At 70.7% G+C, this 13,381-nt stretch carries 15 protein-coding genes; 10 read left to right on the top strand and 5 right to left on the bottom strand.

Going from position 1 to position 13,381, the window contains the following annotated elements:
* Nucleotides 1-10 precede the first annotated feature (10 nt).
* On the top strand, nucleotides 11-466 hold the full coding sequence (locus G6N19_RS15195; RefSeq protein ID WP_013829937.1) for a metallopeptidase family protein: 456 nt from the start codon (nucleotides 11-13) through the stop codon (nucleotides 464-466).
* Between the two features lie 26 nt (nucleotides 467-492).
* On the opposite strand, the gene G6N19_RS15190 is transcribed toward G6N19_RS15195, so the two are convergent.
* On the bottom strand, nucleotides 493-852 hold the full coding sequence (locus G6N19_RS15190; RefSeq protein WP_041318462.1) for a WhiB family transcriptional regulator: 360 nt from the start codon (nucleotides 850-852) through the stop codon (nucleotides 493-495).
* 372 nt (nucleotides 853-1,224) lie between these two features.
* Here G6N19_RS15190 and cofD point away from each other — a divergent pair, with 372 nt between their 5' ends.
* From cofD to G6N19_RS15165, 5 genes are all read left to right on the top strand, one after another.
* Entirely contained in the window at nucleotides 1,225-2,217 is a 993-nt protein-coding gene (gene cofD, locus G6N19_RS15185; RefSeq protein ID WP_013829939.1) for a 2-phospho-L-lactate transferase, read from the top strand.
* Complete coding sequence (locus G6N19_RS15180; RefSeq protein ID WP_013829940.1) at nucleotides 2,214-3,563, top strand: coenzyme F420-0:L-glutamate ligase; 1,350 nt, start codon at nucleotides 2,214-2,216, stop codon at nucleotides 3,561-3,563. Before cofD ends, G6N19_RS15180 begins: the two co-directional genes overlap by 4 nt.
* The gene (locus G6N19_RS15175; RefSeq protein ID WP_013829941.1) at nucleotides 3,560-4,099 is read left to right on the top strand and encodes an NUDIX hydrolase; all 540 of its coding nucleotides are present in this window, start codon (nucleotides 3,560-3,562) and stop codon (nucleotides 4,097-4,099) included. Before G6N19_RS15180 ends, G6N19_RS15175 begins: the two co-directional genes overlap by 4 nt.
* A 161-nt stretch (nucleotides 4,100-4,260) precedes the next feature.
* Complete coding sequence (locus G6N19_RS15170) at nucleotides 4,261-4,500, top strand: hypothetical protein (protein ID WP_013829942.1); 240 nt, start codon at nucleotides 4,261-4,263, stop codon at nucleotides 4,498-4,500.
* The gene (locus G6N19_RS15165; protein WP_013829943.1) at nucleotides 4,485-4,874 is read left to right on the top strand and encodes a type II toxin-antitoxin system VapC family toxin; all 390 of its coding nucleotides are present in this window, start codon (nucleotides 4,485-4,487) and stop codon (nucleotides 4,872-4,874) included. The genes G6N19_RS15170 and G6N19_RS15165 overlap by 16 nt, the downstream gene beginning before the upstream one ends.
* Before the next feature lie 5 nt (nucleotides 4,875-4,879).
* On the opposite strand, the gene manB is transcribed toward G6N19_RS15165, so the two are convergent.
* From manB to rfbD, 3 genes are read right to left on the bottom strand one after another with little or no spacing between them, the layout of a single operon-like run.
* The gene (gene manB, locus G6N19_RS15160; RefSeq protein ID WP_013829944.1) at nucleotides 4,880-5,953 is read right to left on the bottom strand and encodes a mannose-1-phosphate guanylyltransferase; all 1,074 of its coding nucleotides are present in this window, start codon (nucleotides 5,951-5,953) and stop codon (nucleotides 4,880-4,882) included.
* Nucleotides 5,950-6,816, bottom strand: coding sequence for a glycosyltransferase family 2 protein (locus G6N19_RS15155; RefSeq protein WP_085975777.1), 867 nt, complete (start codon nucleotides 6,814-6,816; stop codon nucleotides 5,950-5,952). The genes manB and G6N19_RS15155 overlap by 4 nt, the downstream gene beginning before the upstream one ends.
* A 28-nt stretch (nucleotides 6,817-6,844) precedes the next feature.
* The gene (gene rfbD / locus G6N19_RS15150; protein WP_013829946.1) at nucleotides 6,845-7,714 is read right to left on the bottom strand and encodes a dTDP-4-dehydrorhamnose reductase; all 870 of its coding nucleotides are present in this window, start codon (nucleotides 7,712-7,714) and stop codon (nucleotides 6,845-6,847) included.
* 68 nt (nucleotides 7,715-7,782) lie between these two features.
* Between rfbD and G6N19_RS15145 the strand changes: the two genes are divergently transcribed.
* From G6N19_RS15145 to ctpC, 4 genes are all read left to right on the top strand, one after another.
* Nucleotides 7,783-9,252, top strand: a complete 1,470-nt coding sequence (locus G6N19_RS15145) for an LCP family protein (RefSeq protein WP_041318466.1) — start codon at nucleotides 7,783-7,785, stop codon at nucleotides 9,250-9,252.
* 46 nt (nucleotides 9,253-9,298) lie between these two features.
* Nucleotides 9,299-9,988: a TIGR03089 family protein gene (locus tag G6N19_RS15140; RefSeq protein ID WP_049793041.1), complete on the top strand. Its 690-nt coding sequence runs from the start codon at nucleotides 9,299-9,301 to the stop codon at nucleotides 9,986-9,988.
* 99 nt (nucleotides 9,989-10,087) lie between these two features.
* Nucleotides 10,088-10,369: a DUF1490 family protein gene (locus G6N19_RS15135; RefSeq protein ID WP_083035940.1), complete on the top strand. Its 282-nt coding sequence runs from the start codon at nucleotides 10,088-10,090 to the stop codon at nucleotides 10,367-10,369.
* A 64-nt stretch (nucleotides 10,370-10,433) separates the two neighbouring features.
* Nucleotides 10,434-12,584 (top strand): manganese-exporting P-type ATPase CtpC, encoded by a 2,151-nt coding sequence (gene ctpC, locus G6N19_RS15130; protein WP_081465670.1) that lies wholly within the window; start codon nucleotides 10,434-10,436, stop codon nucleotides 12,582-12,584.
* Between the two features lie 65 nt (nucleotides 12,585-12,649).
* Here the strand turns inward: ctpC and G6N19_RS15125 are convergent, their stop codons facing one another.
* The gene (locus G6N19_RS15125) at nucleotides 12,650-13,261 is read right to left on the bottom strand and encodes a cation transporter (RefSeq protein ID WP_013829951.1); all 612 of its coding nucleotides are present in this window, start codon (nucleotides 13,259-13,261) and stop codon (nucleotides 12,650-12,652) included.
* Nucleotides 13,262-13,381: the final 120 nt, after the last annotated feature.

Below are 13,381 nucleotides of genomic sequence, written 5' to 3'. Positions count from 1 at the left end.
ATCTTCTTCCGTGATCGCCACGCGTCGCCCATGGCGCGGCCGCGAACCCCGCGGGCCGCTGCTGCCGCCGACCGTGCCCGGCTGGCGCACCCGGGCCGAACGGTTCGACATGGCGGTGCTGGAGGCCTACGAGCCCATCGAGCAACGCTGGAAACAACGGCTGGCGGCGCTCGACGTCGCGGTCGACGAGATTCCCCGGATCGCCGCCAAGGATCCCGACAGTGTGCAGTGGCCCCCGGAGGTGGTCGCCGACGGGCCGATTCCGCTGGCTCGCTTGATACCTGCCGGGGTGGATGTCCGGGGTAACCCGACACGAGCACGAATATTGTTGTTCCGCAAGCCGATCGAACAACGCGCGAATGACAGCGTGGAACTCGGGGATTTATTGCACGAAATCCTGGTGGCTCAGGTCGCCACCTACTTGGATGTCGAGCCCACGGTCATCGATCCGACGATCGAGGACTAGCGGCCGACAGCGGTGTTCGACGCGCTTCAGATGATGCCGCGCTTGAGGCGACGGCGCTCACGCTCGGACAGGCCGCCCCAGATGCCGAAGCGCTCATCGTGCGCCAGCGCGTATTCCAGGCACTCGCTGCGCACCGAGCACCGCTGGCAGATCTTCTTGGCCTCGCGGGTGGACCCGCCCTTCTCCGGGAAGAAGGCCTCCGGGTCGGTCTGCGCGCACAGCGCGCGGTCCTGCCACTGCTCGTTGGTGGCCGAGGCCGGGTCGAACGGGTCGAATTCGTCGTAGTCGTCGAGCTCGGGAACCAGGCTCAGGTGTGGCCGGCTGGGCGCCGGTTCGGCCTCTGCTGGTGCCGTGAATCCGGTATTGGCATGCGGTGTCGCTCCCATTACGCCCCAAAGGTGCTCATAGGACATGCTCCGCTCCTCACCTGGTTGCGCGATTCTGATGTGTCGCCCGTATTGCGATGCTCTCCATCCCAATTCGAACATGTGATCGAATCTCGGTCTGCGACACCGGAATCGGCTGGCCAACCGGGAAATGACACTGATGTGATTAGACACGGGATGACTGGTCCGGTCAAGCCGAATGGCGAAATTCCTTACCATCTCGTGACCGATTTCGGACGTGTCCGAGACCGGCGAGTCCGTGTCATCTAGCCCACACCCCTGTTTCGGCGTGTCTTACCGGGGCCGGCTGAGCGGCCACTGTGGCGGTCCGCCACACCGGTCGCGTCCACGCCAACGGTACTGTCGTGCGCTGTGAAGGTCACGGTTCTCGTCGGCGGGGTCGGCGGCGCGAAGTTCCTGCTCGGCGTGCAGAAATTGCTGAGCCTGGGCCGGTTCGGCGAGGCCGACGCTGCGGCGCACGAGCTGACCGCGGTCGTCAACGTCGGCGACGACGCCTGGATGCACGGGGTGCGCATCTGCCCGGACCTGGACACCTGCATGTACACCCTGGGCGGCGGGGTGGACCCCGAGCGCGGCTGGGGGCACCGCGACGAGACCTGGCACGCCATGGAGGAGTTGGCCCGCTACGGGATGCAACCGGACTGGTTCGGTCTCGGCGACCGCGACCTCGCCACCCATCTGGTGCGCACCCAGGCGTTGCGCGGCGGCTACCCGCTGACGGAGGTGACCGCGGCGCTGTGCGACCGCTGGCAGCCCGGCGCAAGGCTGCTGCCGGTCACCGACGACAGCTGTGAAACCCATGTCGTGATCACCGATCCCGCCGACGACACCCAGCGTGCGATCCACTTCCAGGAGTGGTGGGTGCGCTACCGCGCCGAAGTGCCCACGCACGGATTCGGCTTCGTGGGCGCCGAGAAGGCCAGCGCGACACCGCAAGTCCTCTCAGCCATCGCCGACGCCGACATCGTGCTGCTGGCGCCGTCGAATCCGGTGGTGAGCATCGGCGCCATCCTGGCCATTCCCGGCGTCCGGGCAGCGCTGCGGTCCACCCCGGCGCCGGTCGTCGGCTACTCGCCGATCATCGCCGGAAAACCGTTGCGCGGCATGGCCGACACCTGCCTGAGCGTGATCGGCCTGGAGTCCAGCTCACACGCCGTGGGTCAGCACTACGGGTCGCGCAGCGGGACCGGAATCCTCGACTACTGGCTGGTGCACGAGGGCGAACAGACCGCCGACGAGCCGGCCGGTATCACCGTGCGCAGCGCCCCGCTGCTGATGACCGATCCGGCGGCGACGGCCGAGATGGTGCGCGTCGGGCTAGATGTCGCGGGCGTGTCACCGTGACGGGCCCCGGCGAACACGGCAGTGCCGCGAAGGTCGAGATCCTGCCGGTCACCGGCTTGGGCGAGTTCCGGCCGGGCGACGATCTGGCGGGCGCGCTGGCGCAGGCCGCGCCGTGGCTGGCCGACGGCGACATCGTGGTCGTCACCAGCAAGGTGGTGTCCAAGTGCGAGGGCCGGATCGTTCCTGCTCCCCACGACCCCGAGGCGCGTGATGCGCTGCGCCGCCAACTGGTCGAGGCCGAGGCGGTGCGCGTACTGGCCCGCAAGGGCCGCACCTGGATCACCGAGAATCGGCTCGGACTGGTGCAGGCCGCCGCCGGCGTGGACGGCTCCAACGTCGGCGCGTGCGAACTCGCGCTGCTGCCGGTCGACCCCGACGGCAGCGCCGCGACGTTGCGCGCCCGGCTGGCCGAGCAGCTCGGCGTCGACGTCGCGGTGCTGATCACCGACACGATGGGCCGCGCCTGGCGCCATGGGCAGATCGACGTCGCGATCGGGGCGTCCGGTCTGACCGTGCTCAACGGCTACGCCGGCGCCGTCGACCGGCACGGCAACGAGCTGGTCGTCACCGAGGTGGCCGTCGCCGACGAACTGGCGGCGGCCGCCGACCTGGTCAAGGGCAAGCTCACCGATGTCCCGGTGGCGGTGGTGCGCGGCGTCGTCAGTCCCGACGACGGATCCACCGCGGCCGCGCTGGTGCGCTCCGGACCCGAGGACCTGTTCTGGCTCGGCACCGCCGAGGCCATCGAGGCGGGGCGCCGGCAAGCCCAGCTGCTGCGCCGCTCGGTGCGCGCGTTCTCCGCCGAGCCGGTGCCGGCGGAGACGATCACCGACGCCATCGCCGAGGCGCTGACCGCCCCGGCACCCCACCACACCCGGCCGACGCGGTTCGTCTGGCTGCAGAGCCCGGGCGTGCGCACCCGGCTGCTCGACGCCATGGCCGACAAGTGGCGCGCCGACCTGACCGGCGACGGCAAATCCCCCGAGGCCGTCGAGGCCCGGGTCGCGCGCGGCCGGATCCTCTACGAGGCACCTGAAGTCGTCATCCCGGTGATGGTGCCCGACGGCGCCCACCACTACCCCGACGCGACCCGCACCGCCGCCGAACACACCATGTTCACCGTCGCGGTCGGTGCCGCGGTTCAGGCGCTGCTGGTGGCGCTGGCGGTGCGCGGTGTCGGCAGTTGCTGGATCGGGTCCACCATCTTCACACCGGATCTGGTACGGGCCGAACTGGATCTACCGACGGACTGGGAACCGTTGGGCGCCATCGCTATCGGATACAGCGTCGAGCCGCCCGAACCCCGGCCGCCGGCTGCCATCGATGGCCTGCTGGTGCGTCGGTGAGCACGCACGCCTCCGCCGTCGACGCGCTGACCGGTTGGACCGCACCGGATTTCGCGCAGGACGCGCTGCGCCACGCGGTGCTGGCATTTCTGGCCGCCCGCCCCGATGCGTGCGTGCGCGAATGCGTGCCCGGCCACATCACCGCCTCCGCGCTGGTGCTCGACCACACCGGTGAACACGCGCTGCTGACGCTGCACCCACGGGTCGGCCGCTGGGTGCAACTGGGCGGGCACTGCGAGGGCTCCGACGCCGACATCGTCGCCGCGGCGATGCGCGAGGCCACCGAGGAGTCCGGCATCGCCGGGCTGCGGCTCGACCCGCGACTGGCGGCCGTGCACGTGCATCCGGTGACCTGCTCGCTGGGGATCCCCACCCGGCATCTGGACCTGCAGTTCGTGGCGCACGCGCCGGCCGGGGCGCAGATCGGCATCAGCGATGAATCGGTCGACCTGCGCTGGTGGCCGGTCGACGCGCTGCCGCCGGATGCCGACGATGCGCTGCGGTATCTGGTGGGCGCAGCGAGCAACCGGCGCTGAGCCAGGCTGCGCGCCAGCACTGACTCTGCATGTACCAGACAAAAGGTCGAGTGGGATGCCTGGTGGACGCAGAGTCAAACGCAAGACGCGCAGAGTCAAACGCAAAGGGCCGTGACAAAAGCACAAGGGCACTCCCTATGGACATGCATTAACATGCATGCATGCGTACTACGGTCGAGATCACCGACGAACAGCACCGCGCGCTGAGCGCGATCGCACAGCGTCGAGGCGTGCGCGGATTCTCACTGCTGGTCCAGGAGGCGCTGGACGGTTACCTCGCAAGCTTGGACACCGACGAAGTCGATCTGCTGATCGGCCTCGAAGGCACCCTCACCGACGCCGAGGCCCAGGAAATGGAGACCCGCATCAACGACGCGAGAGCCACATGGCGGGCGTCGTAGTCGTCGACACGGATCTGGTCATCGATTTTCTGCGTGGCAAGGGCCCCGGAGTGCCGTTGGTCCGCGAGTTGGTCGCCAGCCACCGGCTGCGCGTCACCGCGATTACCGCCTTCGAGCTGCGGGTCGGTGCGGACTTCCTGGCGCGCCGCGACGACATTTTGCGGCTGGTGCGGTCGCGGACCTTCCCGCTCGACGCCCGAAGTGCGCTGCGCGCCGGCGACGTGGCCGCAGCACTACGGCGTGATGGTCAGGACATCGGAATGGCCGACTGCCTGCAGGCCGGCATCTGCTTGAACTTCGACCTGCCGTTGGCCACCCGCAACCACGAATACTTCCAAAGGGTCGACGGGTTGCGGCTGCACGAGGCTGGCTAACCGGCTCAGATGTCGCTGGAGTAGCGGATCCCGCAATCCGGGATCGACACCCCCGGCCACACCCGCGCGCCGCGCAGCAATTCGCAGCGCGCCCCGATGTCGGCGCCGTCGCCGATCACCCCGTCGCGGATCAGCGCGCGCGGCCCGATCCGGACGCCGAACCCGATGATCGAGCGTTCGATCACGCTGCCCGCTTCGACTTTCACGCCGTCGAAGATCACCGCGCCGTCCAACCGGGCGCCGGGGCCGATCTCGGCCCCGCGCCCGACGACCGTGCCGCCGATCAGCACGGTGCCCGGCGCGACCGCGGCGCCGTCGTGCACCAGCGACTCGCCGCGCCGGCCACCCAGCGCCGGCGACGGCGCGATCCCGCGCACCAGATCCGCCGAGCCGCGCACGAAGTCTTCCGGGGTGCCCATGTCGCGCCAGTAGCTGGTGTCGACGTAGCCGCAGACCTTCACCCCGTCCGACAACAATGCCGGGAACACCTCGCGCTCCACCGAGACCGCCCGGCCGCGCGGAATGCGGTCGATGACGTTACGCGACAACACGTAACAGCCGGCGTTGATCTGATCGGTCGGCGGGTCCTCGGTCTTCTCCAGGAACGCGGTGACCCGGCCGTCGTCGGTGGGCACGCACCCGAACGCGCGCGGGTCACCGACCCGCACCAGATGCAGCGTGGCCTCGGCCTCACGCTCACGGTGGTAGGCGTACAGCTCGGCCAGGTCCGCCCCGGAGAGCACATCACCGTTGAACACCATCGCGGTGTCGTGGCGCAGCTTGGGCGCGACGTTGGCGATACCGCCGCCGGTGCCCAGCGGCTCGTCCTCGGTCACGTAGTCGATCTCCAGGCCCAGCGCCGACCCGTCGCCGAACTCTTGCGAGAACACCGCCGGCTTGTAGGAGGTGCTGAGGATGACGTGCTCGATGCCGGCCGCGGCGATCCGCGACAGCAGGTGCGTCACGAAGGGCAGACCGGCGGTCGGCAGCATCGGCTTGGGCGCCGACAGCGTCAGCGGCCGCAGCCGGGTGCCCTTGCCGCCGACCAGCACGACCGCGTCGACTTGGCTGAGTGTCACGGGCGTCCCCTCGTCAGTTTGCGGCGAGCGTTGCGCACCGCCAGGTGTGAGCGCACCGCCAGTGCCCCCCGCATGGTCGCGCGCAGCGGCGCCCGCCACCACCCGGTGTGCCGGTCGGCCAGATAGGTATAGGTGCTGCGGTGGTGCGCCGCCAGGTTGGCCGCCGGGTCCTTGCCGGTGGCGTGGCCCTTCTGGTGCAGCACTTCGGCGGCCGGCACGTAGACGTTGAGCCAGCCGGCCCGGCCCACCCGGTCTCCCAGGTCCACGTCTTCCATGTAAAGGAAGTAGCGCTCGTCGAAGCCGCCGATCGCGTCGAAGGCGGCGCGGCGCACCAGCAGGCAGGCACCCGACAACCACCCCACCGGGCGTTCGCTGGGCGCCAGGCGTTCCTGCCGGTAGGCCCGCGACCACGGGTTGTTCCGCCACAGCGGACCGACGACAGCGTGCATGCCGCCGCGGATGAGGCTGGGCAGCTGCCGCGCCGAGGGGTAGACCGAGCCGTCGGGCTCGCGGATCAGCGGACCCAGCGTGGCCGCGTCCGGCCAGCGGGCGGCCGCCTCCAGCAGCGCGTCGATGCTGCCGGGCCCCCACTGCACGTCGGGATTGGCCACGATAAAAAATTCACCGCACTCATCGTTGCCGGCGAGCTTGGACACCGCCCGGTTGACCGCTCCGCCGTAGCCCAGATTCGCCCCGGTGACCAGCAGTTCCACGTTGGGATAGCGCTGCACGGCTTCCTGCGGCGCACCGTCGGTCGACCCGTTGTCGGCCATCACCACCTGCACCGGACGGTCGGTTGCCAACGACAAGGACGCCAGGAAGCGGTCCAGATGCCATCCCGGCGAATAGGTCACCGTCACCACCGGCAGGGCCTCACTCACGGCGTAGAGGTTATCTGGCCACCGCGGCGGCCAACGCATCGCGCCATGGGCGCAGCGGCGCCAGGCCGGCCCGCCCCGAGTCGACCCCCGACAACGCGGAGTAAGCCGGCCGGGCCGCCGGGCGGGGGTTGGCGGTGCTGCTGACCGGACGCACCCGGTCGGCGTCGGCGCCGAGCGCGGTGAACACCGCGCGGGCCTGTTCGTAGCGGCTCGCCGCGCCGGCGTTGGCGGCGTGCAGCAGCCGCGCGGCCGGCCACGCCTCGGCCAGCCGCAGCAGCGCATCGGCCAGATCGCCGACGTAGGTCGGTGAGCCGATCTGGTCGTCGACCACCTCCACCGTCTCGTCGGCCTCGGCGCGGGCCCGCATCACCGCGACGAAGTCCGACCCGCCGACGGCGCCGGTGTAGACCCAGGCGGTGCGCACCACCAGGGCATCCGGCGACCCCGCCAGCACCGCTTTCTCGCCGGCCAGTTTGGTGTCGCCGTAGACACTGAGCGGCCGGGTCGGATCCCCCGGCTCGTACGGGCGCGGCGGGGCGCCGCCGAAGTCGCCGTCGAAGACGTAGTCGGTGGAGATGTGGATCAGCCGCGCGCCGGCCCGGGCGCAGGCGGCGGCCAGGTGGCCCGGCCCCGCCGCGTTGACGGCGTGGGCGCGCTCAGGGTCGGTCTCGGCGGCGTCGACGGCGGTATAGGCGGCACAGTTGACCAGCAGGTCACCGGCGCGCAGGTCGACGGCGTCGACGGCGCCGGGATCGGTGATGTCGCACTGCGCCGAGGACAGTGCCAGCACGTCTCGGCCCGCCTCGGCGGCGCGCCCGGTCAGGAACCGGCCGAGCTGGCCGCGGGCTCCGGTGATCACGATCCGCTGCAGTGCGCCCATGACCGGAGAGTCTGGCACGCCGACCGCGGCTACCGCCGATACAGCTGTGACACAAGTAGCCTGATGTGATGCCTGCGCAACGTGTGATTCGTGTGATCGCGACCGTGGCAGCCGTCGTCATCGTGCTGGGAACCGGGGTGGCCTGGAGCCAGGTCCGCTCCTTCGAGGACGGCATCTTCCACGTCGCGTCGCTGGCCCTGGGCCAAGGCGGATCCGACGGCGCGGTCGACATCCTGCTGGTCGGGATGGACAGCCGCACCGACGCCCATGGCAACCCGCTGACGCCCGAGGAGCTGGCGGCGCTGCGGGTCGGCGACGATGACGCCACCAACACCGACACCATCATCCTGGTCCGCATCCCCAACAACGGGAAGTCGGCCACCGCGATCTCGATCCCCCGCGACTCCTACGTGGCGGCACCCGGGCTGGACAAAACCAAGATCAACGGCGTCTATGGCGCCACCCGGCTGGAGACCGCCGACGCGCTGGTCGAAACCGGGATGGACCCGGTCCAGGCCCAGGCCCGCGGCACCCAGGCCGGCCGGGAGGCGCTGATCCAGACCGTGGCCGAGTTGACCGGGGTCACCGTCGACCACTACGCCGAGATCGGTCTACTGGGCTTCTCGCTGATCACCGACGCGCTCGGCGGCGTCGACGTCTGCCTGCGGGAGCCGGTGTACGAAGAACTCTCCGGCGCGGATTTCCCGGCCGGCTGGCAGCGGCTCGGCGGCGCCCAGGCGCTCAGCTTCGTGCGGCAGCGCCACGAGCTGCCACACGGCGACTTGGACCGGGTGCGCCGCCAGCAGGCGGTGATGGCGTCGCTGGCCCACAAGGTCATCTCCGGCAAGACGCTGTCGAGCCCGGCCACGCTGTCGCGGCTGCAGGCGGCGGTGCAGCGGTCGGTGGTGCTGTCAGAGGGCTGGGACGTGCTGGATTTCATCACCAAGCTGCAGGATCTGGCGGGCGGCAAGGTCGCGTTCGCCACCATCCCGGTGCTCGAGGAATCCGGCTGGAGCGACGACGGCATGCAGAGTGTGGTGCGGGTCGATCCGGGCCAGGTGGCCGACTGGGTGGACGGGCTGCTGCATGACCAGGACGAGGGCAAGACCGAGCAGCTGGCATACGAACCGGAGCACACCACCGCCAGCGTCTACAACGACACCGACATCAACGGCTTGGCCGCCGCGGTCTCGGGAGTGCTGCGGGCCAAGGGATTCGGCACCGGCGCGGTCGGCAACAACGAGGCCGCCCATGTGCCCGCCAGCCAGGTGCAGGCCGCCGATACCGACGATCCCGGCGCGCAGGCGGTGGCCAAGGACCTCGGCGGGTTGCCGGTGGTGTCCAACGAGTCGGTGCCCGCCGGCGCGGTGCGCGTCGTGCTGGCCGACGACTACACCGGACCGGGCTCGGGCCTGGGCGGCGGGGGCTACGCCGAGGTGGCCGGCATCTCCGGCGCCGAAGACGGCGGCGTGAGCGAAATCCCGCCCCCGTCACCGATTCTGACCGCGGGTTCCGGCGACCCGCAATGCGTGAACTAACGTCGCTGAGGTGACCAACCTCAGCTCGGCGATCCTTGATCCGATCATGCGCGCCGATCCGGCGGGACCACGGATCACTTACTACGACGACGCCACCGGCGAACGCATCGAGTTGTCGGCGGCGACGCTGGCGAACTGGGCCGCCAAGACCGGCAACCTGCTGCGTGACGAACTCGGCGCCGGTCCGGGCGCCCGGGTGGCGGTATTGCTGCCGGCGCACTGGCAGACCGCGGCGGTGCTGTTCGGCGCCTGGTGGATCGGGGCCGAAGTACTGCTCGGCGACGCAGCACCGGACGCCGACATCGCGCTATGCACCGCCGACCGGCTCGATGAGGCCGACGCGGCGGTGGCCGCCACCGGCGGCGAAGTGGTGGTGGCGTCCCTGGACCCGTTCGGTAAGCCGGCACCGGACCTGCCGGTGGGTGTCACCGACTATGCGACGGCGGTGCGGGTGCACGGCGACCACCTCGACCCCGAGCGCTCCCCCGGCACGGCGCTGGCCGGATCGTCCGCCGACGAGGTGCTGGCGCTATGTGAGAAATCCGCGGCCGCAACCGGTTTGACGGCTGCCGATCGGGTGTGGTCGGCCAACGGCTGGCAGACGCCGGCCCGGCTGATCGACAACATGCTGGCGGTCTTCGCCGTGGGCGCCTCGCTGGTGCAGGTCGGCAATCCGGACCCGGACGTCCAAGCACGCCGCCGGGAAAGCGAGAAGGTGACCCGCGCCCTGGGCTGACCCGGCGGCAGGCCCGGTTCGGCGGCCTGGCATTCATGCATAAATGCTTATATGCTGATGCTCCTACCGGCGAGAACCAGGATCTGAAGGGGATGACTCATGGCGGTACAGGGACTGCTGGCGAAAGCGGCGACCACGGTGTTCACCGGGCTGGTCGGCGTGAGCGCCTACGAGGTGGTGCGCAAGGCGCTGGAGAAGGCTCCGCTGCACGAAGCCGCGGTGACCGCCACCGAGTGGAGCCTGCGCGGCACCCGGCGGGCCGAAGAGGTCGCCGAGTCGGCACGGCTGAAGGTGGCCGACGTGGTGGCCGAGGCACGCGAACGCATCGGCGAGGAGGCCACCCCGCCGGCGGTGGCCGTCGCACACGACCACGACCATTGATCGCGGCGACGTGAGCGCCGCCAACAGCGCAGAGCTGATCGTCGTCTCCGACGCCGCCGGCCGGATGCGGGTGCGCACCCCCTGGGTCCGCGGCGACTCGCGACGCGCGGTGGCAGTCGAGGAGACGGCCGGCCGGGTCAACGGGGTGCGCACCGTGCACGCCTACCCGCGCACCGGCTCGGTGGTGGTCTGGTATTCCCCCCAGCGCTGCGACACCGATGCGATCCTGGCCGCCATCCGCGACGCGGCCGACGTCGCGGCCGACCTCATCCCGGCCCGCACGCCGCGGTCGGCGGATATCCGCAACACCGACGTGCTGCGCATGGTGATCGGCGGCACCGCGCTGGCGATGCTGGGCCTGCGCCGCTACGCGTTCGCCCGGCCACCGCTGCTCGGGCCGAGCGGCCAACTGGTCGCCACCGGCGCGACGGTCTTCATGGGCTATCCGTTCCTGCGCGGCGCGCTGCGCTCGATCCGATCCGGACGCGCCGGCACCGACGCGCTGGTGACCGCCGCGACCATCGCCAGCCTGGTACTGCGCGAGAACGTGGTGGCACTCACCGTGCTGTGGCTGCTCAACATCGGCGAGTACCTGCAGGACCTGACGCTGCGGCGCACCCGGCGCGCGATCTCGGATCTGTTGCGCGGCAGTCAGGACACCGCCTGGGTGCGTTTGGGCCAAGGGCCCCCGGAAAATCCGGAATACACGGAGGTGCAGGTACCGATCGACACGGTGCAGCTCGGCGACGAGGTCATCGTCCACGACCACGTCGCGATCCCGGTCGACGGCGAGGTCATCGACGGCGAGGCCATCGTCGACCAGTCGGCGATCACCGGCGAGACCCTGCCGGTCAGCGTGATCGCCGGGACGGCGGTGCACGCCGGGTCGGTGGTGGTGCGCGGCCGCGTGGTGGTGCGCGCCACCGCGGTCGGCAGCCAGACCGTGATCGGCCGGATCATCAGCCGCGTCGAGGAGGCCCAGCACGACCGCGCCCCGATCCAGACCGTCGGCGAGAACTTCTCCCGCCGTTTCGTGCCGGCCTCGTTCATCCTGTCGGCGTTCACCCTGCTGGTGACCGGCGACGTCCGCCGCGCGATGACGATGCTGCTGATCGCCTGCCCGTGCGCGGTCGGGCTGGCCACACCGACGGCGATCAGCGCGGCGATCGGCAACGGCGCCCGGCGCGGGATCCTGATCAAGGGCGGCTCGCACCTCGAACAGGCCGGCCGGGTCGACGCCATCGTGTTCGACAAGACCGGGACACTCACGGTGGGCCGCCCGGTGGTGACGAACATCGTTGCCATCCACAAGGATTGGGAGCCCGAGCAGGTGCTCGCCTACGCCGCCAGTTCGGAGCTGCACTCGCGGCACCCGCTGGCCGAGGCGGTGATCCGCTCCACTGAGGAGCGCCACATCGTGATCCCGCCGCACGAGGAGTGCGAAGTCCTGGTAGGGCTGGGCATCCGCACCTGGGCCGACGGGCGCACCCTGCTGCTGGGCAGCCCGAATCTGCTGCGCGCCGAGAAGGTCCGCATCTCGAAGAAGGCGGCGGGCTGGGTCACCAAGTTGCGCGCCCAGGCCGAGACCCCGTTGCTGCTGGCCGTCGACGGCACCCTGGTCGGGCTGATCAGCCTGCGCGACGAGGTACGCCCGGAGGCGCACGAGGTGCTCGAGCAGTTGCGTGCCAAGGGTATTCGCCGCGTCGTGATGCTCACCGGCGACCACCCGGAGACCGCCGCGGCGGTGGCCGCCGAACTCGGTATCGCCGAATGGCGCGCCGAGGTGCTGCCCGAGGACAAGCTGCAGGTGGTTCGCGACCTGCAGGACGAGGGCTACGTCGTCGGCATGATCGGTGACGGCGTCAACGACGCGCCGGCACTGGCCGCCGCCGACATCGGCATCGCGATGGGGTTGGCCGGCACCGACGTGGCGGTGGAGACCGCCGACGTCGCGCTGGCCAACGACGACCTGCGGCGGTTGCTGGACGTCCGCGACCTGGGCAGCCGGGCGGTCGAGGTGATCCGGCAGAACTACGGCATGTCGATCGCGGTCAACGCCGCCGGCCTGCTGATCGGCGCCGGCGGAGCGCTGTCACCGGTGCTGGCGGCGATCCTGCACAACGCCTCGTCGGTGGCGGTGGTCGCCAACAGTTCGCGGCTGATCCGCTACAAGCTGGATCGCGAACCGATGGCATCGGGCGCCGCGGAGGCGTAATCTGTCCCCGTCCCGACTGTTCCTGTCGAGCAACACCACCAGCTCCAGGACAGTCGGGACTTTGCTCAGCAGCCGCAACCCTCGCCGCGCCAGGACCGGAAGCCCTGCCAGACCGACACCGCCGCCACCGCCAGCCCGATCAGCGGGTCCAGCCACCATCCGCCCGCCCACTGCGCGGTCAGCGTCAACCCCACCAGCACCGCGGCGGCCTGGATCGCGCACAGATAGTTCTGTACGCCTTCCCCGACGGTGGCCGCCGAGCCCAGCCGGGTGCCGAGCCGTCGCTGCGCGCGGCCCAGTACCGGCATCACCAGCACTGCCACCGAGGTGAGCGCGATCCCGATGAGGCTGCTCTCGGCGCGGTGGTCACTGAACAGGTGGCGGACCGACTCGGCGGCGATGTAGGGGGCGTTGATCCAGAACGACACCGCCACCCCGATCTGGGCGCGCCGCTCGGCGGTCTCGGACAGCGTGCGGGCGCCGGTGAACCGCCAGATCACGATGGCCCCGGCCAGCGCCTCGGGAATGGCACCCAGCGCCCAGCCGGTCAGCGCGATCGAGCCGGCCGCCAGGCCCTGCCAGATCCCCACCACGCCTTCCACCCCGACGACCAGCAGGCTGACCCAGGCCAGCCGCCGGGCCCAGCGTGCGGCGCGATGCCAGCCCGCGTCGAACACCGGGCGGATGACGGTGCGATGTCCGGGGTGATCGTGACGGCGGCCGACGTCCACGCCGCTCGGATCCACGGCCGCATCGGGGCCCACGACGCGACTGTCCACGACAAAAATGCTACCGCC

This window comes from Mycobacterium novum (assembly GCF_010726505.1).
In the GTDB taxonomy this organism is placed as follows: Bacteria; Actinomycetota; Actinomycetes; order Mycobacteriales; family Mycobacteriaceae; genus Mycobacterium; species Mycobacterium algericum.
The sequence above is the reverse complement of the archived record's forward strand: the minus strand, read 5'-3'. Positions and strand labels throughout refer to the sequence as shown.

Bases quoted from the DNA above. Each gene is read 5' to 3' on its own strand.
- G6N19_RS15140 (WP_049793041.1), top strand. From the start codon at position 9,299: ATGCGCGCCGATCCGGCGGGACCACGGATCACTTACTACGACGACGCC.
- G6N19_RS15190 (WP_041318462.1), bottom strand. From the start codon at position 852: ATGGGAGCGACACCGCATGCCAATACCGGATTCACGGCACCAGCAGAG.
- G6N19_RS15145 (WP_041318466.1), top strand. From the start codon at position 7,783: ATGCCTGCGCAACGTGTGATTCGTGTGATCGCGACCGTGGCAGCCGTC.
- ctpC (WP_081465670.1), top strand. From the start codon at position 10,434: ATGCGGGTGCGCACCCCCTGGGTCCGCGGCGACTCGCGACGCGCGGTG.
- G6N19_RS15165 (WP_013829943.1), top strand. From the start codon at position 4,485: ATGGCGGGCGTCGTAGTCGTCGACACGGATCTGGTCATCGATTTTCTG.
- G6N19_RS15135 (WP_083035940.1), top strand. From the start codon at position 10,088: ATGGCGGTACAGGGACTGCTGGCGAAAGCGGCGACCACGGTGTTCACC.
- rfbD (WP_013829946.1), bottom strand. From the start codon at position 7,714: ATGGGCGCACTGCAGCGGATCGTGATCACCGGAGCCCGCGGCCAGCTC.
- G6N19_RS15170 (WP_013829942.1), top strand. From the start codon at position 4,261: ATGCGTACTACGGTCGAGATCACCGACGAACAGCACCGCGCGCTGAGC.